The organism is Amycolatopsis sp. NPDC043887 (genome assembly GCF_056435665.1).
On the sequence record NZ_JBWKEB010000002.1, the window covers coordinates 882,532 to 904,435 of the forward strand.

22 protein-coding genes are annotated in these 21,904 nt (G+C 68.8%); 8 read left to right on the top strand and 14 right to left on the bottom strand.

Features of this window, described 5'->3' with window-relative positions:
• Positions 1–121 precede the first annotated feature (121 nt).
• The gene (locus tag AC069H_RS09440; protein WP_478226355.1) at positions 122–1,330 is read left to right on the top strand and encodes an acyl-CoA dehydrogenase family protein; all 1,209 of its coding nucleotides are present in this window, start codon (positions 122–124) and stop codon (positions 1,328–1,330) included.
• 147 nt (positions 1,331–1,477) lie between these two features.
• Positions 1,478–2,485, top strand: a complete 1,008-nt coding sequence (locus AC069H_RS09445; protein ID WP_478231921.1) for an MASE1 domain-containing protein — start codon at positions 1,478–1,480, stop codon at positions 2,483–2,485.
• On the opposite strand, the gene AC069H_RS09450 is transcribed toward AC069H_RS09445, so the two are convergent.
• From AC069H_RS09450 to AC069H_RS09485, 8 genes are all read right to left on the bottom strand, one after another.
• A complete protein-coding gene (locus AC069H_RS09450) occupies positions 2,449–3,504 on the bottom strand; it encodes an alpha/beta fold hydrolase (RefSeq protein WP_478226353.1) in 1,056 nt (351 codons plus the stop codon). The genes AC069H_RS09445 and AC069H_RS09450 overlap by 37 nt on opposite strands.
• Positions 3,505–3,621: 117 nt before the next feature.
• Positions 3,622–4,485, bottom strand: coding sequence for an SDR family oxidoreductase (locus AC069H_RS09455; RefSeq protein ID WP_478231922.1), 864 nt, complete (start codon positions 4,483–4,485; stop codon positions 3,622–3,624).
• Between the two features lie 86 nt (positions 4,486–4,571).
• On the bottom strand, positions 4,572–5,078 hold the full coding sequence (locus tag AC069H_RS09460; protein WP_478231923.1) for a GNAT family N-acetyltransferase: 507 nt from the start codon (positions 5,076–5,078) through the stop codon (positions 4,572–4,574).
• A 9-nt stretch (positions 5,079–5,087) separates the two neighbouring features.
• Positions 5,088–5,855 carry a type I methionyl aminopeptidase gene (map, locus tag AC069H_RS09465; protein WP_478231924.1) on the bottom strand — a complete coding sequence of 256 codons (768 nt, stop codon included), beginning with the start codon at positions 5,853–5,855 and terminating at the stop codon, positions 5,088–5,090.
• A 43-nt stretch (positions 5,856–5,898) separates the two neighbouring features.
• Entirely contained in the window at positions 5,899–7,053 is a 1,155-nt protein-coding gene (locus AC069H_RS09470) for an acyl-CoA dehydrogenase family protein (protein WP_340683876.1), read from the bottom strand.
• Positions 7,050–9,035 carry an acetyl/propionyl/methylcrotonyl-CoA carboxylase subunit alpha gene (locus AC069H_RS09475; protein WP_478231925.1) on the bottom strand — a complete coding sequence of 662 codons (1,986 nt, stop codon included), beginning with the start codon at positions 9,033–9,035 and terminating at the stop codon, positions 7,050–7,052. The genes AC069H_RS09470 and AC069H_RS09475 overlap by 4 nt, the downstream gene beginning before the upstream one ends.
• A 2-nt stretch (positions 9,036–9,037) precedes the next feature.
• Positions 9,038–10,651, bottom strand: a complete 1,614-nt coding sequence (locus AC069H_RS09480) for a carboxyl transferase domain-containing protein (protein ID WP_478226348.1) — start codon at positions 10,649–10,651, stop codon at positions 9,038–9,040.
• Between the two features lie 149 nt (positions 10,652–10,800).
• The gene (locus AC069H_RS09485; RefSeq protein ID WP_478231926.1) at positions 10,801–11,610 is read right to left on the bottom strand and encodes an SGNH/GDSL hydrolase family protein; all 810 of its coding nucleotides are present in this window, start codon (positions 11,608–11,610) and stop codon (positions 10,801–10,803) included.
• Between the two features lie 192 nt (positions 11,611–11,802).
• Here AC069H_RS09485 and AC069H_RS09490 point away from each other — a divergent pair, with 192 nt between their 5' ends.
• The gene (locus tag AC069H_RS09490; protein ID WP_465420411.1) at positions 11,803–12,393 is read left to right on the top strand and encodes an SACE_7040 family transcriptional regulator; all 591 of its coding nucleotides are present in this window, start codon (positions 11,803–11,805) and stop codon (positions 12,391–12,393) included.
• 57 nt (positions 12,394–12,450) lie between these two features.
• Positions 12,451–12,948: a hypothetical protein gene (locus AC069H_RS09495; RefSeq protein ID WP_034309225.1), complete on the top strand. Its 498-nt coding sequence runs from the start codon at positions 12,451–12,453 to the stop codon at positions 12,946–12,948.
• Between the two features lie 204 nt (positions 12,949–13,152).
• On the opposite strand, the gene metX is transcribed toward AC069H_RS09495, so the two are convergent.
• The 3 genes from metX to AC069H_RS09510 form a co-directional block, all read right to left on the bottom strand.
• Complete coding sequence (metX, locus tag AC069H_RS09500; protein WP_478231927.1) at positions 13,153–14,271, bottom strand: homoserine O-acetyltransferase MetX; 1,119 nt, start codon at positions 14,269–14,271, stop codon at positions 13,153–13,155.
• Entirely contained in the window at positions 14,268–15,569 is a 1,302-nt protein-coding gene (locus AC069H_RS09505; protein WP_478226345.1) for a bifunctional o-acetylhomoserine/o-acetylserine sulfhydrylase, read from the bottom strand. The genes metX and AC069H_RS09505 overlap by 4 nt, the downstream gene beginning before the upstream one ends.
• 79 nt (positions 15,570–15,648) lie before the next feature.
• Positions 15,649–16,047: a VOC family protein gene (locus AC069H_RS09510; RefSeq protein ID WP_478231928.1), complete on the bottom strand. Its 399-nt coding sequence runs from the start codon at positions 16,045–16,047 to the stop codon at positions 15,649–15,651.
• A gap of 56 nt (positions 16,048–16,103) precedes the next feature.
• Here AC069H_RS09510 and AC069H_RS09515 point away from each other — a divergent pair, with 56 nt between their 5' ends.
• From AC069H_RS09515 to AC069H_RS09525, 3 genes are read left to right on the top strand one after another with little or no spacing between them, the layout of a single operon-like run.
• Complete coding sequence (locus tag AC069H_RS09515) at positions 16,104–16,454, top strand: PadR family transcriptional regulator (protein WP_478226343.1); 351 nt, start codon at positions 16,104–16,106, stop codon at positions 16,452–16,454.
• Complete coding sequence (locus AC069H_RS09520) at positions 16,451–16,888, top strand: VOC family protein (protein ID WP_478226342.1); 438 nt, start codon at positions 16,451–16,453, stop codon at positions 16,886–16,888. The genes AC069H_RS09515 and AC069H_RS09520 overlap by 4 nt, the downstream gene beginning before the upstream one ends.
• 36 nt (positions 16,889–16,924) lie before the next feature.
• On the top strand, positions 16,925–18,478 hold the full coding sequence (locus AC069H_RS09525) for a helix-turn-helix domain-containing protein (RefSeq protein WP_340683884.1): 1,554 nt from the start codon (positions 16,925–16,927) through the stop codon (positions 18,476–18,478).
• Positions 18,479–18,600: 122 nt separating this feature from the next.
• Here the strand turns inward: AC069H_RS09525 and AC069H_RS09530 are convergent, their stop codons facing one another.
• The 3 genes from AC069H_RS09530 to AC069H_RS09540 all read right to left on the bottom strand — a co-directional run bounded on the left by AC069H_RS09530 (position 18,601) and on the right by AC069H_RS09540 (position 20,281).
• Positions 18,601–18,828, bottom strand: coding sequence for a hypothetical protein (locus tag AC069H_RS09530; RefSeq protein ID WP_034309241.1), 228 nt, complete (start codon positions 18,826–18,828; stop codon positions 18,601–18,603).
• Positions 18,829–18,920: 92 nt separating this feature from the next.
• Positions 18,921–19,340 carry a pyridoxamine 5'-phosphate oxidase family protein gene (locus AC069H_RS09535; RefSeq protein ID WP_478226341.1) on the bottom strand — a complete coding sequence of 140 codons (420 nt, stop codon included), beginning with the start codon at positions 19,338–19,340 and terminating at the stop codon, positions 18,921–18,923.
• Positions 19,340–20,281 carry a zinc-binding dehydrogenase gene (locus tag AC069H_RS09540; protein WP_478231929.1) on the bottom strand — a complete coding sequence of 314 codons (942 nt, stop codon included), beginning with the start codon at positions 20,279–20,281 and terminating at the stop codon, positions 19,340–19,342. The genes AC069H_RS09535 and AC069H_RS09540 overlap by 1 nt, the downstream gene beginning before the upstream one ends.
• 166 nt (positions 20,282–20,447) lie before the next feature.
• Here AC069H_RS09540 and ald point away from each other — a divergent pair, with 166 nt between their 5' ends.
• Positions 20,448–21,563 carry an alanine dehydrogenase gene (gene ald, locus AC069H_RS09545; protein ID WP_378444572.1) on the top strand — a complete coding sequence of 372 codons (1,116 nt, stop codon included), beginning with the start codon at positions 20,448–20,450 and terminating at the stop codon, positions 21,561–21,563.
• Positions 21,564–21,904: the final 341 nt, after the last annotated feature.

The following is a 21,904-nucleotide window of genomic DNA, read 5'->3' on the forward strand; positions in this document are numbered from 1 at the left end:
CTGCAAGTCATGTCCGCGGTCTTCGCGCCCAGGCGGCCACTGACGGCACCAAAACCACCTGGATCACGAAGCCCACCGAACGGACTCACAGGACACGACCCAGGACTTTCGAAAGGCAGTCATGATCAACCTTGAGGTTCCGAAGAAGGCCGGCACCCTGATCAACCAGGCGTACCAGGCCGCGGCCGAGGTGTTCCGGCCGATCTCGCGCAAGTACGACCGCGCCGAGCACACCTATCCGGCCGAACTCGACATGTTCGCCGCGCTGCTGGACGGGCTGAACTCCTCCGGCGAGGGCGGTGCGGGCGCGGCGGGTGTCCGCCGGTCCGAGAAGAACGAGAAACCGGGCAACCGCAACGGTTCCAACCTCAACATCGTGCTCGGCACGATCGAGATGTGCTGGGGCGACGTCGGTCTGCTGCTGTCCATGCCGCGCCAGGGGCTCGGCAACGCCGCCATCGGCTCGGTCGCCACGGATGAACAGCTCAAGAAGTTCTCCGGGCTGTGGGCCGCGATGGCGATCACCGAGCCGGACTGCGGCTCGGACTCCGCCGCGATCACCGCGACCGCGCGCCTGGACGGCGACGAGTACGTGCTCAACGGGGAGAAGATCTTCGTGACCGCGGGCGAGCGCGCCGACGCGGTCGTCGTCTGGGCCACGCTGGACAAGACGAAGGGCCGCGCGGCGATCAAGTCGTTCGTCGTCGAGAAGGGCACACCCGGCTTCGAGGTGGTGCGCGTCGAGCACAAGCTCGGCATCCGTGCCTCCGACACCGCCGTGCTGCGGTTCGAGAACGTCCGCGTGCCCAAGGAGAACCTCCTCGGCACGCCGGAGATCGACACCGCCAAGGGTTTCGCCGGGGTCATGCAGACCTTCGACAACACCCGCCCGCTGGTCGCCGCCATGGCCATCGGTGTCGCCCGCGCGGCGCTGGAGGAGACCCGGAAGATCCTCACCGACGCCGGGGTGACCATCGACTACGACAAGCCCGTCCACAGCCAGCACGCCGCCGCCGCGACGTTCCTGCAGCTGGAGGCGGACTACGAATCGGCGTACCTGCTGACCATGGAATCGGCGTGGATGGCCGACAACCGCAAGCCGAACTCGCTGCAGGCCTCGATGGCCAAGGCGAAGGCCGGCCGGTCGGTCGTCGAGATCACGCTGAAATGCGTCGAGCTGGCCGGAACCTTCGGCTACACCGAGGAATCGCTGCTGGAGAAGTGGAGCCGGGACGCGAAGATCCTGGACATCTTCGAAGGCACGCAACAGATCCAGCAGCTGATCGTGGCGCGCCGGATCCTGGGCAAGACGTCGGCGGAGCTCAAGTAAGGCGTGGGGCTCGTGAGTGGCAAGGACGGTTAGAACCGTCCTTGCCACTCACGAGCCCGTTTATTTCCACCATTTCGACAACACCTCCGCGGCCGCTGGACAGGGGTACTCTCCTAGCTTCCTCAGCCAGCGAAGGCCGGAGTCGTGATGAGACCGCTTTCCCCCGCCGCACGCTGGTGTCTCATCGTCCTCGGCGTCACGATCTGTTACTTCGCCACCGCCCGGATCGGGATCCAGTGGGCGATCGTGCGAGGACAGATCTCGCCGCTGTGGCCGGCCGCCGGTGTCGCGCTGGCGGTGCCGATGCTCCTGGGGCCCCGGCTCTGGCCGGGCATCTTCCTCGGCGCCCTCCTGACGAACATCGCCCTCGGTCCTTCGCTGGGCACGGTCCTGGCGATCTCCGCGGGCAACACGATCGGCCCGATGCTGGCGTACGCGGTCATGCGGCGGCTAGGTTTCCGCAACGAGCTCGACCGGCTTCCCGACGCCGTCCTCCTGGTGGCGGTCGGAGCGATCGGGGGCACGGCCTTCAGCGCCGCACTGGGCACCGGCGTGCTGATCGTCGGCGGCGCGCTGAGCCCCGGCGACTTCTGGGCGACCGCGCTCGTGTGGTGGACCGGCGACGCGATGGGCGTCCTGACGATCACGCCGTTGCTGCTTCTAGCGCCGAGGTTCCGTCTGCCCAGGCGGGTTCCGCTCCTCCGCTGGGGCGAGGCGGCGACGCTCGCGCTCTTCGCCGTCGGCACGTCGATCCTCGCGTCCACGACGACGGCGAAGCTGTTCCTGGTCTTCCCCGTGCTCGTGTGGGCGGCGCTGCGCTTCCGGCAGGCCGGGGCGCTGCTGTGCTCCTTGTGCGTCTGCACCGTCACGATCATCGCCGCCATACGCGGGCTCGGTCCTTACGGCTCCTACGAACTGGCCGCCCGGATGCTGCACGTCCAGGCCTTCGACGCCACCGTCGGCCTCACCGCGCTCGTGTTGTCCACGGTCGTCCTGCAACGCGACCGCGCGACGGCCGAGATCGCCGACGCCTGGCGCCAGATCACCGAGATGGTGGACATGATCGCGCCACGCCAGTCCTTGCGCAGCGCCATCACCCAGCGCACCGAAGACGAGGCTCAAGCGGCCTGTTCGTCGAGGAAACGGTCGAGGTAGCGCCACGTGGTCCCGCGGGCCTTCCGGCCGGTGAGGACGCCGAGGTGCCCACCGGGCGCGGTCTCGAAGGTCACCGACGGCGAGTTGTCCAGCAGCTCGGTGAGCCGTTCGACGGCCGCGCGCGGCGCGATCGTGTCGTTCTGCCCGGCGATGACCAGCGTCGGCACCTTGACCCCGGACAGCGCGATGATGCGGCCGTTGAGGTCGACCGTGCCCTCGGCGAGGTCGTTGGCGCGGAAGAACCGGTGGTAGATCTGGCCGAACGTACGCCCGGGGTAGGCGATCATGTTGTCCATGAAGTGGTCGACGGCCTCGATCTGCGCCAGGTAGTCCCGGTCGTCGAGATTCTTCAGGATGGCAAGGGGTTTGGTGATCTCCTTGCTGATCCCGGTCGCCCGGAAGACGCGGCTGACCAAATAGGACGGTGCGCCGCCGAGCGCCCGGTAGAACGGGGTCAGCAGGTGGCCGCCGGTGAGGTCGACCAGCGGGCGGAACGGGGCGATCAGCGGGATCGCGGTGAAATCGAACGGCGACGCGATGGTGGCGATCGACTCGATCGGCAGATCGGGCTGGTCGGCGGTGGTCAGCAACGAGAAGATCCCGCCGAGGCACCACGCGACGACGTGCACGCCCTGGCCACCGGAGTCCTCGCTGACCTTGCGGATCGCGCGCGGGAGCACCTCCTCGATCCAGTGCTCGATGCCGAGGCGCCGGTCGGAGAAGGCGACGTTCCCGTAGTCGACCAGGTACGTGTTGCGGCCGCCCTCGACCAGGTGCTCGGCGAGGCTGCACCCGCGGCGCAGGTCGAAGCACAGCGCGGGCGCGGCCAGCGGCGGCACCAGCAGCACCGGCGGGCCCGACTGGGGGCTCTTGCCGTTCGTCAGCCGGTACAGCGAACGATTCGGGCCCTGGTCGATCAGGACGCGCGGCACCGGGCGAAGATCGGCGACACCACCGTGCAGCACCTTCCCGACGACGTTCGACGCGGCGGCGGCGAGCCGTGCCGGGGGTGTGGCCATGGTGTGCCTCCTGGGGAATCAACGCGGTAAGACGTAATCTTGCCGCCTGGGAGCGCACGACTCAACACCCCGGCCGCCACAGGTCGTCCATTTCGGACAGTGGCTAGGCCGTACGAGTTAAGAATCGGTGCCCTTTTCCGCCCCTGGAGCACTCCGCGCGGCACGCGATTCGTACTCCGCGCGAGCACTGGAATGCGTTGCGGAGGAAAGAATCTTGTCGCCGCCGAGCGCGCGAAGCAGGCCTTCGCCGAGGCGGCGCGGAAGCAGCCGTGTGATCCTGCCCATGGCGTCCAGCGACGCGGGCACGAAGACGTCGAACTTGGGACGGCGTAACGCATCGACAATGGCCTGCGCCACATCTTCCGGCTGCACCGATTTGAAGAACTTCGCCTCGCCGAGCCCGCTGGCCAGTTCCGTGCGCACCACCGCGGGCATCACGCAGGACACCAGCACGCCCGTGCCGTGCAATTCCAGATGCACCGATTCCGACAGGCCGACGACGGCGTGTTTCGTGGCGCAGTAGGTGGCGGCGCCGGGGAAGCCCGCCTTTCCCGCCATCGAAGCGATGTTGACGATGTGGCCGGTGCCACGCGGGCGCATCCGCTTCACGGCTTCCCTGGTGCCGTGGATGACCGCGTGCAGGTTGATCTCGAGCAGCCTGCGGGTCGCCGCGTCGTCCTCTTCTTCGAGCGGTGCGAGCGGCATGATGCCCGCGTTGTTGATCAGCACGTCGATCGGGCCGACGCGCCGCTCGACCTCGTCGAGGAACTCGGTGAAGCCGCGCGTGTCGGTGACGTCGAGCGGCAGCGCCTCCGCGCCCAGTTCGGCCGCGGTCTTCTCGGCGAGGACCTGGTCCAGGTCGCCGATGACCACCTTGGCGCCGAGCCGGGACAGCGCCGTCGCGGTGCTGGCCCCGATGCCCTGCGCCGCTCCGGTGATCACGACGACCTTGCCTGCCAGGGAACGTTCACGCTTGGCCATGCTGGGCTCCTCCGCGGCTTCGCTGTCCGGGGCACTGTTGGCGATGTGTCAACTATGGTGCACCGGAAGCCGCGAGGACGCCAGTCCTACGGACACTGCTCGAACACCTGCCCGATCCAGCCCTTGACGTCGAAGCGCTCCGTCGGCTTGAAGCCCTGGCTCTCGTAATAGCGCTGCAGGTCGCCGTCGCCGCCCGCCCAGCAATCGACCCGCACCAGGCCGATACCGCGTTCCCGCGCCTCGGTCAGCGCGAACTCGATGAGCCGCGAGCCGACCCGGTGACCGGTGAACCGGCGCGAGGTCAGCAGCAAGCCGATGTAGATCTCCGGTTCGTCGACCGGCGAGACATGCGGGAAACGGTCACCGAGGATGATCGCACCGGCCACTTGGCCGTCGATCTCGGCGAGGTACAGCCCCGGCCCGTCCGCCATTCCTCGGACCCGCTCGACCCGCTTCGGGATCGTAGACCACGGCTCGGTCCCCCACTGCCCTTCGCTGCCGCGCGAGGCCAGCCACGCGACGACCTCGTCGAACATGTCCAGCAACGTTTGGAAGTCCCCAGAACCACCCTGGCGGATGATGAAGTCGCTCATCCTTCCGTTCTACAACATCGTGAGCACGCGCGGGCCTTCTGTGGTGATCGCTACCGTGTGTTCGACGTGCGCGGCCCTGGCGCCGCGCACGGTGCGCAGCGTCCAGCCGTCGTCCTCGATCCGGTAGCCGTCGCGGCCGTCGGCGATGAACATCGGCTCGATCGCCAGCACCAGCCCCGGCTTGAGCCGCATGCCGCGCCCCGCCTTACCCTCGTTCGGCAGATGCGGATCCTCGTGCATGCTGCGGCCGATCCCGTGCCCGCCATGGTGAGCGAGGAGGCCGTACCCGGCTTCGCGACCGACCGCGCCGACGGCATGGGAAATATCGCCCATCCTGCCGCCCGCCAGCGCGGCGGCGATCCCCGCGGCCAGCGCGCGTTCGGTGGTCGCGATGAGTTCGAGGTCGGCGGGATCGGCCTCGCCGACGACGTAACTGATCGCCGCGTCGCCGTGCCAGCCGTCGATGTAGGCGCCGGCGTCGATGCTGACCAGGTCGCCGTCACTCAGCCGGTGGTCCGACGGGATGCCGTGGACCACGGCGTCGTTGACGCTCGCGCAGATCACGGCGGGAAACGGCGCCGGGGCGGAATGCGGCTGGTAGTGGAGGAACGACGGCTTCGCGCCACCGTCCCGGATCACCTGCGCGGCGATCTCGTCCAGTTCTTTCAGGCTCACGCCGATCGCCGACGCCTCTTTCACGGTGTGCAACGTCTGCGCCACGACACGGCCGGACTCGCGCATGGCGTCCAGCTCGGCGGCGGATTTCAGCCCGACCATGCAGATAACTATACCGGTATAGTTATCTGCATGGTCAAGGGTGTCAGGCGACGCCGAGGTGCCGCGCGATCAGCATCCGCTGCACCTCCGAGGTCCCTTCACCGATCTCGAGAATCTTCGCGTCCCGGTAGAAACGGCTCACCGGGAACTCGTTCATGAAGCCGTACCCGCCGAAGATCTGCGTCGCGTCGCGCGAGTTGTCCATGGCGGCGTTCGACGCGACGAGCTTCGCGATCGACGCCTCCTTCTTGAACGGCTCGCCGCGCAGCATCTTCGACGCCGCCGCGTAGTACGCCAGCCGTGCGGTGTGCGTGCGCACCTCCATGTCGGCGATCTTGAACTGGATCGCCTGGTACTCACCGATCTTGTGCCCGAACGCCTCGCGTTCCTTGACGTAGGTCAGGCATTCGTCGACGCAACCCTGCGCGAGCCCGACGCTCAGCGCGGCGATCGCGACCCGGCCTTCGTCCAAAATGGACAGGAACTGGGCGTAACCGCGGCCGCGTTCGCCGACCAGGTTCTCGGCCGGAACGCGGACGTCGTCGAACGAGAGCTCGTGCGTGTCCGAGCAGTTCCAGCCGACCTTGGAGTACTTCGGCGCGACGGCGAAACCCGGGGTGCCGGACGGGACGATGATCGCCGAGATCTCCTTGCGCCCGTTCTCCTTCACGTCGGTGACGGCGGTGACCGTGACCAGTTTCGTGATGTCGGTGCCGGAGTTGGTGATGAACGACTTGCTGCCGTTGATCACCCAGGTGTCGCCGTCGAGTTTCGCGCGCGTGCGGGTGGCACCGGCGTCCGAGCCGCCGCCGGGCTCGGTGAGCCCGAAGGCGCCGAGCGCGGTGCCGGCGCACAGCTCCGGAAGCCACTTCTGTTTCTGCTCCTCGGTGCCGAACCGGTAGATCGGCATGGCGCCCAGGGAAACACCCGCCTCGACGGTGATCGCGACCGAGGAATCGACGCGCGCCAATTCCTCCAGGGTCAGGCAGAGCGCGAAGTAGTCGCCGCCCATGCCGCCGTATTCCTCGGGGAAGGGCAGGCCGAACAGGCCCATCTCGGCCATCTTCGCGACGATCTCGTACGGGAACTCCTCCCGCTCGTAGAGGTCGCCGATGACCGGGGCGACCTCGGAGCGCGCGAACTCCTCGACCGTCTTGCGCAGCGCCTCGTACTCGTCATCCAGCCGAAAGTCGATCATCGCTCATCCTTTTGGGGTGTCACAACGGCTACCGTCTCGTCCAGCGCGACCTGTTGGCCCGCCCGGACGGGGAGTTCGCTGACCACGCCGTCGATCGGCGCGGTGATCGTGTGCTCCATCTTCATCGCCTCGACGACCACGAGCGGCGTCCCGGCACTCACGACGTCACCGGCGGCGGCCTTGACCACCAGCACGGTTCCGGGCATCGGGCTGGTGACCGGTCCGGCGCCGCCCGCGGCACCGGCCGCCGAGCGCAGCCTCTCGCGCTCGCCGATCGCGAAGCTGTGACCGTCACGCGCGAGCCACACCGTCCGCCCGCTCCCGGCCGCGTGCCGATAGCGGTGGAAACCGGTGGGATGCCGGACTTCCAGCAGATCACCCTCGCGTCGCGCGGAAACCCGTACCGGCTCGGCGCCGTCGACGCTCACGAGCGCGTTCGCCGGAGTGCCCTGCACCCGCACGACGACTTCGGAACTTCCCGACTTCAACGCGAAGTCGATCCCGCCGGATCCGCCGAGCCGCCAGCCGTCCGGCACGTCCCAAGGATCGATGACGGCTCCCCGCGGTTGCAGGGAAAGCAGCCTGTCGAGCGCCGCCGCCACGAAGAACTCCGGCGGCACCTCCTCGGAGACCAAAGTGGACAGTCGCCGGTCGACGAGTCCGGTGTCGAGCTCGCCGTCGCGGACGTCGCCGTCGGCGAGGAGCCCGCGCAGGAAGGCGACGTTGGTGCCGACGCCGAGCAGCGCGGTGTCCGCGAGCGCCAGATCGAGCCGGTGCAACGCGGCCGCGCGATCCGGGCCCCAGGCGATGACCTTGGCCAGCATCGGGTCGTAGTTCGAGCCGATGACCGCGCCCTCGCTCATCCACGAGTCGACGCGCACGCCCTCGCCGGACGGCTCGTGGACCGCGAGCACGGTTCCCCCCGTCGGGATGAAGCCGCGAGCGGGGTCTTCGGCGTAGACACGGGCTTCGACGGCGTGGCCGTCCAGCCGGACGTCGTCCTGCGCCACGGTGAGCACGTCCCCCGCGGCGATCTTGACCTGCCACTCCACGAGATCCAGCCCGGTGACCAGCTCGGTCACCGGATGCTCGACCTGGAGGCGGGTGTTCATCTCCATGAAGAAGAACTCGTCGGGCGCGGTGGCCGAAACGATGAACTCGACCGTCCCCGCGCCGACGTAACCCACCGAGCGCGCGGCCTCGACCGCGGACGCGCCCATCTTCGCGCGCGTGGCTTCGTCGAGGAGCACCGACGGCGCCTCTTCGATGATCTTCTGGTGCCGCCGCTGAAGACTGCACTCGCGCTCGCCGAGGTGGATCACGTTGCCGTGCGTGTCGGCGAGCACCTGGATCTCGATATGGCGCGGCGTGGTGACGAACCGCTCCATGAGCAGGGTGTCGTCACCGAAGGAACCCTTGGCCTCACGGCGCGCGGACTCGACCGCCGCGTCCAATTCGGAAAGTCCGGTGACCAGCCGCATACCCTTGCCACCACCACCGGCGGACGGCTTGAGCAGCAGCGGGAAGCCGACCTTTTCCGCGGCGGCCGCGAACCCGCCTTCGGGAATGTCCACATCGGACGCACCGGGCACCACCGGGACACCGGCCTTGGACACCGTCGCCTTGGCGCGGATCTTGTCACCCATGGCGTCGATGGCCTCGACCGGCGGGCCGATGAAGACCAGGCCGGCGTCGGCGCAGGCACGCGCGAATTCCGCGTTCTCCGCGAGGAAGCCGTAACCGGGGTGGACCGCCTGCGCGCCCGTGTCGACCGCCGCCTGGACGATCGCCGGGATGGACAGGTAACTCTTCGCCGCTTCGGCCGGGCCGATGCGGACGGCGGTGTGCGCCTCCCGGACGTGCCGGGCGTCGGCGTCCGCGTCGCTGTACACCGCGACCGAACGGATGCCGAGCCCCCGCAGCGAGCGGATCACGCGGACGGCGATCTCCCCGCGGTTGGCGACCAGAACCGTGTCGAACATGCTCACATCCTGAAGACGCCGTAGTTGACATCGGACAAGGGCGCGTTGGCCGTCGCGGACAGCGCGAGGCCGAGCACCGTGCGGGTGTCCGCCGGGTCGATCACACCGTCGTCCCACAGCCGCGCCGTCGAGTAGTACGGGCTGCCCTGCGCCTCGTACTGGTCTCGGATCGGCTCCTTGAAGGCCTCTTCGTCCTCTGTGGACCATTCGCCGCCGCGAGCCTCGATGGCGTCCCGGCGGACCGTCGAAAGCACCGACGCCGCCTGCTCGCCACCCATCACGGAGATCCGCGCGTTCGGCCACATCCACAGGAACCGCGGCGAGTACGCGCGGCCGCACATCGAATAGTTGCCCGCGCCGAACGAGCCGCCGATGACGACGGTCAGCTTCGGCACGCGCGCGCAGGCCACCGCGGTGACCATCTTCGCGCCGTGCTTGGCGATGCCGCCCGCCTCGTAGGCCTTGCCGACCATGAAACCGGTGATGTTCTGGAGGAACAGCAGCGGGATCGAGCGTTTGTCGCACAGTTCGATGAAGTGCGCGCCCTTCATCGCGGACTCGGCGAACAGCACGCCGTTGTTCGCGATGATGCCGACGGGGTGGCCGTGGATCCGGGCGAACCCGGTGACCAGCGTCGAGCCGTACTCCTTCTTGAACTCGCCGAACCGGCTGCCGTCGACGATCCGGGCGATGACCTCGCGGACGTCGTAGGGCACGCGCGGGTCGGTCGGGACGACGCCGTACAACTCGTTCGGGTCGGCGACCGGAGCCTCCGTCGGGAGGACGTCCCAAGGACGCGGCGTCCGCGGCCCCAAAGTCGACACGATCGAGCGAACGATGCGCAACGCGTCGGCGTCGTCCTCGGCCAGGTGGTCGGTGACGCCGGACTGACGCGAATGGACGTCGCCGCCGCCGAGCTCCTCCGCCGTGACGACCTCGCCTGTCGCGGCCTTCACCAGCGGCGGGCCGCCGAGGAAGATGGTGCCCTGGTTCCGCACGATGACCGCTTCGTCGCTCATGGCCGGGACGTACGCGCCGCCGGCGGTGCAGGACCCGAGCACCGCGGCGATCTGGGGAATGCCGCGCGCCGACATCGTGGCCTGGTTGTAGAAGATCCGGCCGAAGTGCTCACGATCCGGGAAGACCTCGTCCTGCCTGGGCAGAAACGCGCCGCCGGAGTCGACCAGGTAGACGCACGGCAGGTTGTTGTGCAGCGCGACCTCTTGCGCGCGCAGGTGTTTCTTGACCGTCATCGGGTAGTAGGTGCCGCCCTTGACCGTCGCGTCGTTGGCGACGATCACGCATTCGCGTCCGGAGACCCGCCCGATTCCGGTGATGATCCCGGCCGAGGGCGCCTCGTCGTCGTACAGTCCGGTAGCGGCCAGCGGGGACAACTCCAGGAACGGCGAACCCGGGTCGAGGAGGGTGTCGACCCGGTCGCGTGGCAGGAGTTTGCCCCGCTCGACGTGGCGGGTGCGGGATTTCTCCGGGCCCCCGAGCCGGGCCGCGGCGAGCCGCTTGCGCAGATCCTCGACCAGCTCGGCGTGGGAGGTGACGCTGCGGGCGTACTCGTCGCTGCCCGGATCGGCAGAAGTGCTCAGTACGGGTGTGTCCATGGCTCCTCGTCGCCAAGTTAGCCGTCGTTAACTCGCTCGCCCAGGTTAACGCCCACTAACCCGCTCTGTCCACCGCATCCCTCGAAGCGCGTGAAGGCCCCCTTCCCCTTGGCTGAGCCGAGGGAAGGGGGCCTTCACGCGCGAAACGATCAGCCGATCGCGGAGACCAGCGGGTTGTAGTAGCCGCCCCGCTGACCGGCGGCCGTCGGGTGATACGAGTTCACGATCGGCCAGGTGAGGCTGTGCAGGTAGTCGTCGGCCGACGAGCAGATGTTGTGCCCGGTGAACGCGCCCCGCACGTCGACGAACTTCGCACCGTTCGCCGCGGCACGGGCCGAGAGCACCGACGCCAGCGCGTCGGAACCCGAATTGATCGCGGTGCGCTTCGTGTCGCTCAGCCCGACCGAGCACGAACCCGGCACGGTGTAGAAGCGCGGGTACCCGAGGACGACCAGCTTCGCGCCGGGCGCCTTCGCCTTGATCTTGCTGTAGACGTTGTTCAGCAGCCCCGGAAGCGTGTTGTTCACGTACGTCTTCGCGGTGTTGACCCGGTTGATGCAGGTCTGGTCGCTGCCGGTGGTGCAGGTGGTCATGACGTCGGCGAACCCGGCGTCGTTGCCGCCGACCGAGACCGTCACCAGCGTGGCGCTGGAGGTGACGTTCGCGATCTGGTTGAGGACGTCGCCGGTGCGCGCCCCCGAGCACGCGACGAACTTGAAGGTGGTCCCGGCGTGGGCGTTGGCCCACAGCTGGGGATAGGCGTTGGCACTGCGCATGCAGTCGCCCGAGTTCCCGTAGCTGCCGGCACCGACGCCGGACGAGTACGAGTCACCGAGCGCCACGTAGTTGGTCGCCGCTTGGGCGGTGCCCGCGAGACCGAGGGTGGCAAGGACAGCGACCCCCAGGGCCGCACCAAAACGAGTGAAGGAAAGGGCTTTGATCCGAGCAGGGACGGCCATGGTCACTCCTTCGTGACAAGTTAACGAGAGACAGCATTACCAGGTGGTAGCCCCACGCAACAGGGTCATTTCCCCAGGTAACCCGCTTGGCTCAGGCTGGAAGTAAGGGTGGCGTGTCGGCGCTCGCTTACTGTGATGATGAGCTCTCGGCGGAAAAGCGTGCCTCGAGCTGTGCGGCCTTAATATGGCCAGATGCCGGCGAACCCCACCCCACTCGTGAACGGCGAGAAGGCGAACAGGCGCGAACAGATCATGGCCGCCGCCGCCGAGCTCTTCGCCCACCACGGTTTCCACGGCGTCGGCATCGACGACATCGGCGCGGCCGTCGGCATCTCGGGTCCGGCGCTGTACCGGCATTTCCGCAGCAAGGACGCCATCCTCGGCGAGATGCTGAACTCGATCAGCCGCTATCTGCTCGACGGCGGGACGGCGAGGGCGAGCCAGCGGGACGAGCCGGGCGAGGTCCTCGAAGCACTGGTGGACTTCCACGTCGACTTCGCGCTCGCGCATCCCGCGTTGATCACCGTCCAGGAACGCAACCTCGCCAATCTCACCGACAGTGATCGCAAACAGGTCCGGGCCCTGCAGCGCCAGTACGTCGAGGTCTGGGTGCGCGCGATCAGTGACGCCGTCCCCGGGATCGGCGAGCGTCAGGCGCGGTCGGCGGCGCACGCGGTCTTCGGGTTGATCAACTCGACGCCGTACAACCGCCATCTCGGTGACAGCGAACTGGCCGAAATGCTCTGCCGCCTCGCGCTGGGTGCACTGCACGCCGCCAAGTGACCACGTCCGGGTTTCGGCCTATCCCCACTTTTCCGTCCTCTGGTGTTTGATAGGCACGTGGAGCCGGACAGGAGCGAGTACGAGCGGAGGCTCGTCGAAAAGGCGCAGCGCGCGCTCGTGGCGATCAGCCTCGGGGAGGACGCCGAGGCGCTCGACGAGCTCACGCCGACCGCCGTCGAGCCCCAAGCCCGCTCCGAAGAGACCAAAGAGCTCGTGATGATGCTCTTCGGTGAATGCAGCGCCATGGTGTCGACCCTCGGTGACGGCGGCAGCGCGCCGGTCAAGGTCCAGGTGTTCGACGAAGACGGCGAAGAGGTCTCGATCGACCAGGCGGACCCGCCCGTGCGGACGGCCGTGCGCACGCTGCTGGCCGAGGTGCACGGCAACAGCGAGGCCGCGCAGGAACAGGTCGAGATCGCGCTCGCCAACGCCGCGCCGGACGAGGTCGACAGCCTCGTGCTGCAGGCGCTGCGCTGGACGATCCGGCTGTCGGCGGAATGCCTGGACCGGGATCTGCCGGTGGCGCCCTGGATCTCGGACGCCGTGGCGGACTAGGCGGTGTCCTGGCTCCGAGGAGCCGCCAGGTTCCCAATGTCGCATTCGAGACGCTCAGTGTCTCCGATGCGACATTGGGGACACTGAGCGTCGGCGGCAGGGCGGACAGTCCGGCGGGCCGCGTTGCGAAAGTGGCTTTCGCAACGGCACCTTCCCCGCGCCAGTAGGTACCACCGACTAGCCCGTAAGGGACGACACGCGTGATCAGCCGGACATCACGCGAGTCACCTGATCGAGCAGCAGCTTCACCAGCCGCGCGATCTGCTCGGTCTCGATCAGGAACGAGTCGTGCCCGTACGGCGAGCCGATGACGGCGAACTCCGCCCCGTCGATCCCGTCCGCGATGGCCTGCGATTGGTACAGCGGGTAGAGCCGGTCACTGTCCACCCCGGCCGCGACCGTGCGCGCGGTGATCCGGCCGAGCGCGCTCGCGACCCCGCCCCGCCCGCGACCGACGTCGTGCGTGCTCATCGATTCGGTGAGCACCACGTAGCTGCCGGCGTCGAATCGGCGGGAAAGCTTCCCGGCATGATGGTCCAAATAGGACTCGACGGCGAACCGCCCGCCGCGCAAGGGGTCTTCACCGTCTTGGTAACGCCGGCCGAAGCGTTGCGCCAGTTCGGCTTCGCTGCGATAGGTCGCGTGCGCGATACGGCGCGCGATACCGAGGCCGGCCTCCGGGCCGCCGCCGGGGACGTCGTAGTAGTCGCCGCCGTGCCAGCCCGGATCCGCGCGGATGGCGTGCAGTTGCGGCGCGGCCCAGGCGATCTGGTCCGCCGACGCCTGCGCCGTCGACGCGAGCACGAGCAGCGCCGCGACCCGATCCGGCTCGCTCACCGCCCATTCCAGCGCGCGCATGCCGCCCATGGAGCCACCGGCCACCGCGGCCCACCGGCCGATGCCCAGCGCGTCGGCGAGGACGGCCTCGGCGCCCACCTGGTCCCGGACGGTCACGGCGGGAAACCTGCTGCCCCAAGGCTTTCCGTCCGGATGCCGCGAAGACGGGCCGGTCGAGCCCTGGCAGCCGCCGAGTACGTTCGGGACCACCACGAAGAAGGCGTCGGTGTCGATCGCCTTGCCCGGCCCGATCAGGCCGTCCCACCAGCCGGGACTGACGTGGCCTTCCTCCGCGGGGCCGACGGCGTGGCTGTCCCCGGTCAGCGCGTGCTCGACGAGGATCGCGTTGGAGGCGCTGGAATTCAGCGTTCCCCAGGTCTCGTAGGCGAGGGTGAAAGGCAGCGTCCCGCCGGTTTCGAGCGCCTGGACGCCGCCGACGAACCGGCGACGTCCAGGCGGCTCTCCCTCTCGCCACGCACCGGTCACAGAGCGGCCTTGGCCGCCCGGAATCCGGCCTCGAGATCGGCCTTGAGGTCCTCGATCCCTTCCAGCCCGACGGCGAGCCGCACGAGACCCGGCGTGACCCCGCTGGAGGCCTGCTCCTCGGGCGTGAGCTGACTGTGCGTGGTCGAGGCCGGGTGCACGATCAGGCTGCGCACGTCACCGATGTTGACCAGCTGGCTGTGCAGTTCCGTACCGTCCACAAAGGCCCGTCCGGCTTCGACACCGCCGCGCAGATCGAACGACAGCACCGCGCCGGCACCCTTCGGCAGGTACTTCTTCGCCGCCTCGTGGTGCGGGCTCGACGGCAGCCCGGCGTAGTACACCTTTTCGACCTCGTCGCGCTGCTCCAGCCATTCGGCCAGTGCCTGCGCGTTGGCCACGTGCCGCTCCAGACGCAGCGAAAGTGTCTCGATTCCTTGCAGGATCAGGAAACTGTTCAACGGCGCGATCGCGGCGCCGGTGTCGCGCAGGATCTGGACCCGGGCCTTGGCGGCGTACGCTCCCGGGCCGAGGGCCTCCCAGTACTTGAGGCCGTGGTAGCTCGGGTCGGCTTCGTTGAATCCGGGGAACCGCGCCGGATCCTCGCCGAAGTCGAAGGTGCCGCCGTCGACCAGCACACCGGCGACCGTGGTGCCGTGCCCGCCGAGGTACTTGGTCGCCGAGTGGACCACGATGTCTGCGCCGTGCTCGATCGGGCGCACGAGGTACGGGGTCGGCACGGTGTTGTCGACGACCAGCGGGACACCGGATTCGTGCGCGGCGTCGGCGACCGCGCGGATGTCGAGCACGTTGCTGCCCGGATTGGCCAGCGTCTCGGCGAAGAACAGCTTGGTGTTGGGCCGGACGGCGGCCTTCCACTGCTCGATGTCGTCCTGATCCTCGACGAACGAGACCTCGATGCCGAGCTTCGGCAGCGTGTAGTGGAAGAGGTTGTAGGTGCCGCCGTAGAGGGAGGGGCTGGAGACGAAGTGGTCGCCCGCGTTCGCGAGGTTGAGGATGGCCGCCGTCGTCGCCGCGCTCCCGGAGGCGAACGCCAGCGCCGCGACACCGCCTTCGAGCGCCGCGAGCCGCTGCTCCAGCACGTCCTGCGTGGGGTTGTTGATCCGCGTGTAGATGTTGCCGGGCTCGGCGAGGCTGAAGAGGTCGGCGCCGTGCTGGCTGTCGCGGAACACGTACGAGGTGGTCTGGTAGATCGGGGTCGCCCGCGCGCCGGTGGCGGTGTCCGGCGCCGCACCCGCGTGGATCTGCTTGGTCTCGAACGACCATCCGTCCGCGCTCATCGCGATTCTCCTAGCGGTTCAAGGGGTTTCGGCTGTTGTCACCGACGCTAGCTCCGCCGCACGCAGCACCCAACCACTCTCAGGAGGTGGGATTCCTTTCCTGAAGAGCGAACCTGTTGCCCTCCGAATCGGTGAACATCGCCCACCAGCCCCACGGCTGCTTCTCCGGCTGGGAGGGGAACTCGACTCCCTTCGCCGAAAGCTCCTCATACGTCTTTTCGATGTCGTCGGCGTAGAAGAAGAAGTTGCCCGTCGGGAGTTCGTCCCGCACTTCGAAGCGCTTGAGGTCCTCCGGCGCGGTACTCAAAACGAGCGACGTCACCCCATCGGCCGAAGTGACCTCGACCCACCGGTTCCCTTTGTCGTCGTACGGCACGTCGGTGGTGATCTCGAACCCGACGACCTCGGACCAGAACCTCTTCGCCCGATCCTGATCCCGCACCCCGACCACGATCTTGTGCACACCTTGAATCGCCACGCCGGCTCCTTTGTATCCATGATGGATATAACGAGATCGGAGTGTATGCTTCCCGGATGGCCGACGGCAACCCGCAGCTCACCCCCGCGGCGTTCCAGACCCTGCTGGCGCTCGCGAAAGGTCGCGCGCACGGCTACGCGATCATGGGTTTCGTCGACGAGGTGAGCGGCGGCACCGCCCAACTCGGTCCGGGCACGCTGTACCGGACGCTCGCCCGGCTCGTCGCCGACGGCCTGGTCGAAGAGGCCCCGGACACGAGCGAGGACCAGCCGCACGACTCGCGCCGCCGCTACTACCGGCTGACCCCCGCCGGCCGGGACGTCGCCGCCCGCGAGGCGGAGTTCCTGAGCAGGCTCGTCGCGGTGGCCGGGCAGGCCGGGCTGCTGAAGCGGGCGGAGTCGGCGTGAGCCGGGCGCTCGGTTTGGTGCCGCATCTGTTCGTCAAGGACGTCGACGCGTCGCTTTCTTTCTACACCAAGGCGTTCGGCGCCGTGGAACTGTTCCGCAACGTGCTGCCGAACGGCGTCGTGCTGTTCGTGGAAGTCGCCGTCGGCGACGCGCGGCTGCTGGTGAGCCAGGAGATCCCGCGGCTCGACGCGCTCGCGCCCGCCACCCTCGGCGGCACCCCGATGCTGCTCGTCCTGGAGACCGAGGATCCCGACGACCTCGCGCGGCGCGCGGTGTTCGCGGGCGCCCGGGTGGAGGCGCCGGTCGAGGAGATGTTCTTCGGCGAGCGCTACGGCCGCATCGTCGACCCCGACGGCCACCGCTGGGCGCTGACGACCAAACGGGAACGGTTCACGCCGGAAGACATCGACGCGCGGACGCCACGCGAGGTCTGACGTGTGCGGCGGTCCCACCTGCTGGACAATCGCCCCATGGTTTCCGTGCGGAGCGTGGTCGATCGGGTCGGTCCGACGCTGTTGCACGCCCTCCAGGTCCCCGAGGAGTCCCCGGCCGTCGGCGACGTCGTCATCGCCGAACCCGGCAACACCCTCGCCGCGGGGGATCTCGTCCTAGGTGTCGCGATCACCGAAACGCCGGACGCCGCGGAGCTCGTCCGGCTCAGCGCGGCCAAAGGCGCCGCCGCCGTCCTGCTGAAACCGCCGCTCGCGGCGAAACCCTCGGTGAAGCGGGCGGCGAAATCGGCGGACATCGCGTTGATCGAGGTGCGTTCGGCGACGTCGTGGGCCCAGCTCGTCTGGCTGCTCAGGACGGTCCTCGACGCGCTGGCCGACGAGTCGGACGCGCTGGAGGACGGCGGCGGCCCCGGTTCCGGTGACCTGTTCCGGCTCGCGGACGCCGTCGCTTCGGTGGTCGACGCGCCCGTGACCATCGAGGACACCAACTCGCGGGTGCTCGCCTACTCGGCCAGGCAGGACCTGACCGACTCGGCGCGCGTGTCCACGATCATGGGCCGCCGCATCCCCGACGACGTGCTCGCGCGGTTCCGTTCGCGAGGGGTGTTCCGCGAGCTTTCCCGCGGGCGGCAGACGATCTTCGTGCCCGCGCAGCGCGACGGCACCCTGCCCCGGCTCATCGTGCCGATCCGGATGGGCGGTGAGCTGCTGGGGTCGATGTGGGCGGTCGTCGCGGGCCCGGTCTCCGACGAACGCGCGGCCGCGTTCGCCGACGCGGCGCCCGTCGTCGCGCTGCACCTGCTGCGCCGCCGCGCGCACACCGATTCGCAACGCCGGGTCTCGGCCGAGCTCCTGCGTGCCGTACTGGAAGGCAAGGCCAGCCCGCGCAAGGCGATCGCGGAACTCGACCTCTCCGAGGAGCCGCACCGCGTCGTGGTCATCGAGGTCTCCGGCGGCGACGGCCGCGACGACGAGGGCCTGCGGCTCGCCCTCCTCGAACGGATCTCGCAGGGTGTCGGCAGGCGGCCGGTGGCCACCGAACTCGGCGGCGTGCTCTACGCGGTCGTCCCCGACGGCGACGGCTGGAACGAACTCCGGGCCGCACTCGAAGCCCTGCCGTCGTCGAGGAAGGGCGGGACACCGCGGGCGGCCGCCGGGTCGGCCTGCGAAATCGGCGAGCTCGCGACGTCACGGCTTCAGGCCGACGAGGCACTGGGGCTGCTTCGCGCGAAGCTCGTGCCCGGCCGCGTCGTGGCCTTCGACGAGGCGTGGACCGCACTTTCGCTGCACCGCGGGGCGACGGCGGCGAGTACCGCGAGGGTCGCCGAGCTCGGCCCGCTCGGCTTGCTGCGCGCGCACGACGAAGCCCACGAGAGCGGCTACGTCGACACGCTCTATCAATGGTTGCGGCATCCCGGAGACCCGCGCGCGGCCGCGAAGGAACTCCGGATCCATCCCAACACCCTGCGGTACCGGATGCGGCGGCTGCTCGATCTCGTCCCGCTGGACCTCGACGATCCCGATGTCCGGCTGGCACTGATCACGCAACTCGTTTCCCTGCGATGGAGCTGATTCCACTACAAAATGCTCGACAACGAACAGTTTGTAGTTCGACAAAACCTTGTCCAGACGTCAGGAAAGGGTCTTTCAGGACGAAAAACGTCTTGAAAGACCCTTTCCTGACATCCGACGGTTCAGTGCGCGCTGGCGCGATAACCGTCCTCAATGGTCTGCCGCACCGCGGCGAGCAGATCGGCACCGGGGTAAAGCGGCAAAAGAACACCGGGGCCGCCGTCGACCCGCAGCGCGGCTTCGTAGCCGTTTCCCGGGGTTTCGACCAGGCCCACGATGACATCTGCCGGATTGCCTTCGGTGTCGACGGTGCGGACGCGCCGCTCCCGTCGCCAGTCCTGATTTGTCATGCGGAACAGAATGGCAGCTTACCGGCCAGTAAGATCAACATCTTGACTCGATCGTGCTGCATTTACCGTTTCGCAGGTTGCAGGGCCGTTCGTCATACCCGATAGCCGAGGTCTTCGGCGACGAATCTCTTCGGCACCATCCGGACCCAGACGGTCCCTTTCACCTCGGGATCATCGTGCAGGTAAGAACGAAAACGCGCATCCCATTCGCGTTCGTCCCGACCGAGGTACCGGCTCAGCAGCCGGCGTCCACGAGGGACGTCGAAGGGCAGCACCTCCGCTTCACCACGCGCGAGCACTTGCCGCACCAGGCCGGTGCCGACGTCGCATACGTCGACCGTCACCGCGATCGACGGCGACTCGCGGACGAGGCCGGCCAGCCGCGCCCACGGTCCGGTGAGGATCCAGAAGGCCCGCTTCTCCCAGAGGTACCAGGCCGGGCGCACGGTCGGGCCCGCGGTGGCGACCCTGGCCGTGAGCGGACCGGCGAGGAATTCGTCGACGTCGAACATCAGACCTCGAGCAACGTCTTGCCGATCGCGCCACGCGTCTGCATGACCGCGTGCGCGTCGGCCGCCCGTTCGAGCGGGAATCGTTGACCGATCACGGGTTCCAGCCGTCCGGCGGCGGCTTCGGCGAGTGCCGACTCGGTGAACGCCCGCATCTCGGCCGGTCCGCCGAGGCCGCGGATAACCGTGACCCCGCGCGCGGCGGCGTCTTCTTCGGACACCTCCGTCCACGAACCACTCGACAGTCCGTAGATCAGCATCCGGCCGCCGGGCCTGAGCAACCCGAACGACTTCTGCCCGATCTCGCCGCCGACCCCGTCGAACACGACGTCGACCTCGCCGGCCTTCGCCGCCCAGTCCGGCTCGCGGTAGTCGACCGCCACGTCCGCGCCGTGCTCCCGGACGTGCCCGGTCTTCGCCGCGCCGCCCGCCGCGCCGACGACCTCGGCACCGGCCGCCTTGGCGAGCTGGACGACCAGCCCGCCGACACCGCCCGCCGCTGCTTCCACCAGCACGCGCTCGCCGGGCCGGATACGCGCGGCGGTCACGAGCGCGGTCGCCGTGCGGCCGTCGGCGAGGATCGCCACCGCGGCGTCGAGGGCCAAGCCGTCCGGCACCTCGAAGACACCGTCGGCGGCGACCGCGACCTGTTCCGCGTACGCCCCGGAACCGCCTGTCGAGGTCACGACGCGTTTGCCGACCAGGCCGAGGTCGACCCCTTCCCCGACCGCGCTGATCACGCCGCCGACGCCGTTGCCGGGGATCATCGGCGGTTCGGCGCGGAACGGCCCGCCTCCGCCGGCGCGGAACTGCGTCTCGACGAACGTGATGTTGGCGAACGCCACCTCGATCAGGACCTGCCCCGCGGCGGGGACCGGATCCGGGGCATCGCCCGCGACGAGCACTTCGGGCCCGCCGAACTCTTTCAACCACACGGCTCTCATGTGACCCAAGGTGCAAGCTCCAGCTGACTGGAGGTCAAGCGATTGTGCTCGCGAAACCATGATCGGTTCTCAACACTGTCGCGGGCGAACGATGACACCGCCGTCCGGGTGGCTCACCGTGAGTGGCAGCACCTTTGTTCGCAGACCCGCCGCCAGGAGGCATTCCGTGCGTATCGCCGTCCCCCGTGAGATCAAGAAGCATGAATACCGGGTGGCGCTCACCCCGGCGGGCGTGCACGAACTGACCGGGCGCGGCCACGACGTCTTCGTCGAGACCGGCGCCGGCCTCGGCTCGTCCATCACCGACGAGGAGTACCTCGCCGCGGGTGCGAAGATCCTCGCGACCGCGGAGGAGACCTGGTCCGAGGGCGAGCTCGTGCTCAAGGTCAAGGAGCCGATCGCCGAGGAGTATCCGCGGCTGCGCGCCGGCCAGGTGCTCTTCACCTATCTGCACATCGCCGCGGACCGCCCGCTGACCGACGCGCTGCTGGCCGCGGGCACCACCGCGATCGCCTACGAGACGGTGCAGACCCCGAACCGCGCGCTGCCGCTGCTCGCGCCGATGTCCGAGGTGGCCGGACGGCTGGCCCCGCAGGTGGGCGCGTTCTCGCTGATGAAGCCGAGCGGTGGCCGCGGCGTGCTGCCCGGCGGCATCCCCGGCGTGCACCCGGCTCGCGTGGTCGTCATCGGCGGCGGTGTCGCGGGCCTCAACGCGGCGCGGGTCGCGCTCGGCCTCGGCTCGGACGTCGAGATCCTCGACACCAACGTCGACCGGCTCCGTCAGATCGACAACGACTTCGGCGGCCGCATCCGCACGGTGACCTCGAACGCGCTGTCGGTGGAGCAGTCCGTGCTGGAGGCCGACATGGTCATCGGCGCGGTGCTCGTGCCCGGCGCGAAGGCGCCGAAGCTGGTCTCGAACGAACTCGTTTCGCGGATGCGCCCGGGCAGCGTACTGGTCGACATCGCGATCGACCAGGGCGGTTGCTTCGCCGACTCGCGGCCGACCACGCACGACGAGCCGACCTACAAGGTCCACGAGTCGGTGTTCTACTGCGTCGCGAACATGCCGGGCGCGGTGCCCCGGACGTCGACCTACGGCCTGACCAACGTGACGCTGCCGTACGCCGTGCAGCTGGCGGAGCACGGCTGGCAGAAGGCGCTGCAGGCCGACGCTTCGCTGGCGAAGGGCCTCAACACGCACGCGGGCGCCCTGACCAACGCCCCCGTCGCCGCCGCGCACGGCCTGGCCGCCACCGACCTGGCCGACGTCCTGGCCTGACCCCCCACGCCACACTCCCACGCGAGGGATCTTTGCCACCCCGGTGCGCAAAGGTCCCTCGCTCCTTTCCGCGCGACGACAGCTCGTGGGCAGGGACGGTTACTCAAGGGACAAGGCAACGTGGCGTTCCGGGCGTCGGTGGCTTCGAGGCCGAACGAGGAAGTCCCCAACGCGACATTGGAGACACTGAGCGTCTCCGGCACACCCGTAGCTCTCTCACCTGGCCAGGGCGTCCCGCGCCCTAGGTGTACTGCCCCGGGAGGTTGTGAACAGCGGGACACCTAGGCAGATGATCTTGAAGTGAGGGAGGACCTCCGGGTTTGGTGTGGATCACCACAATC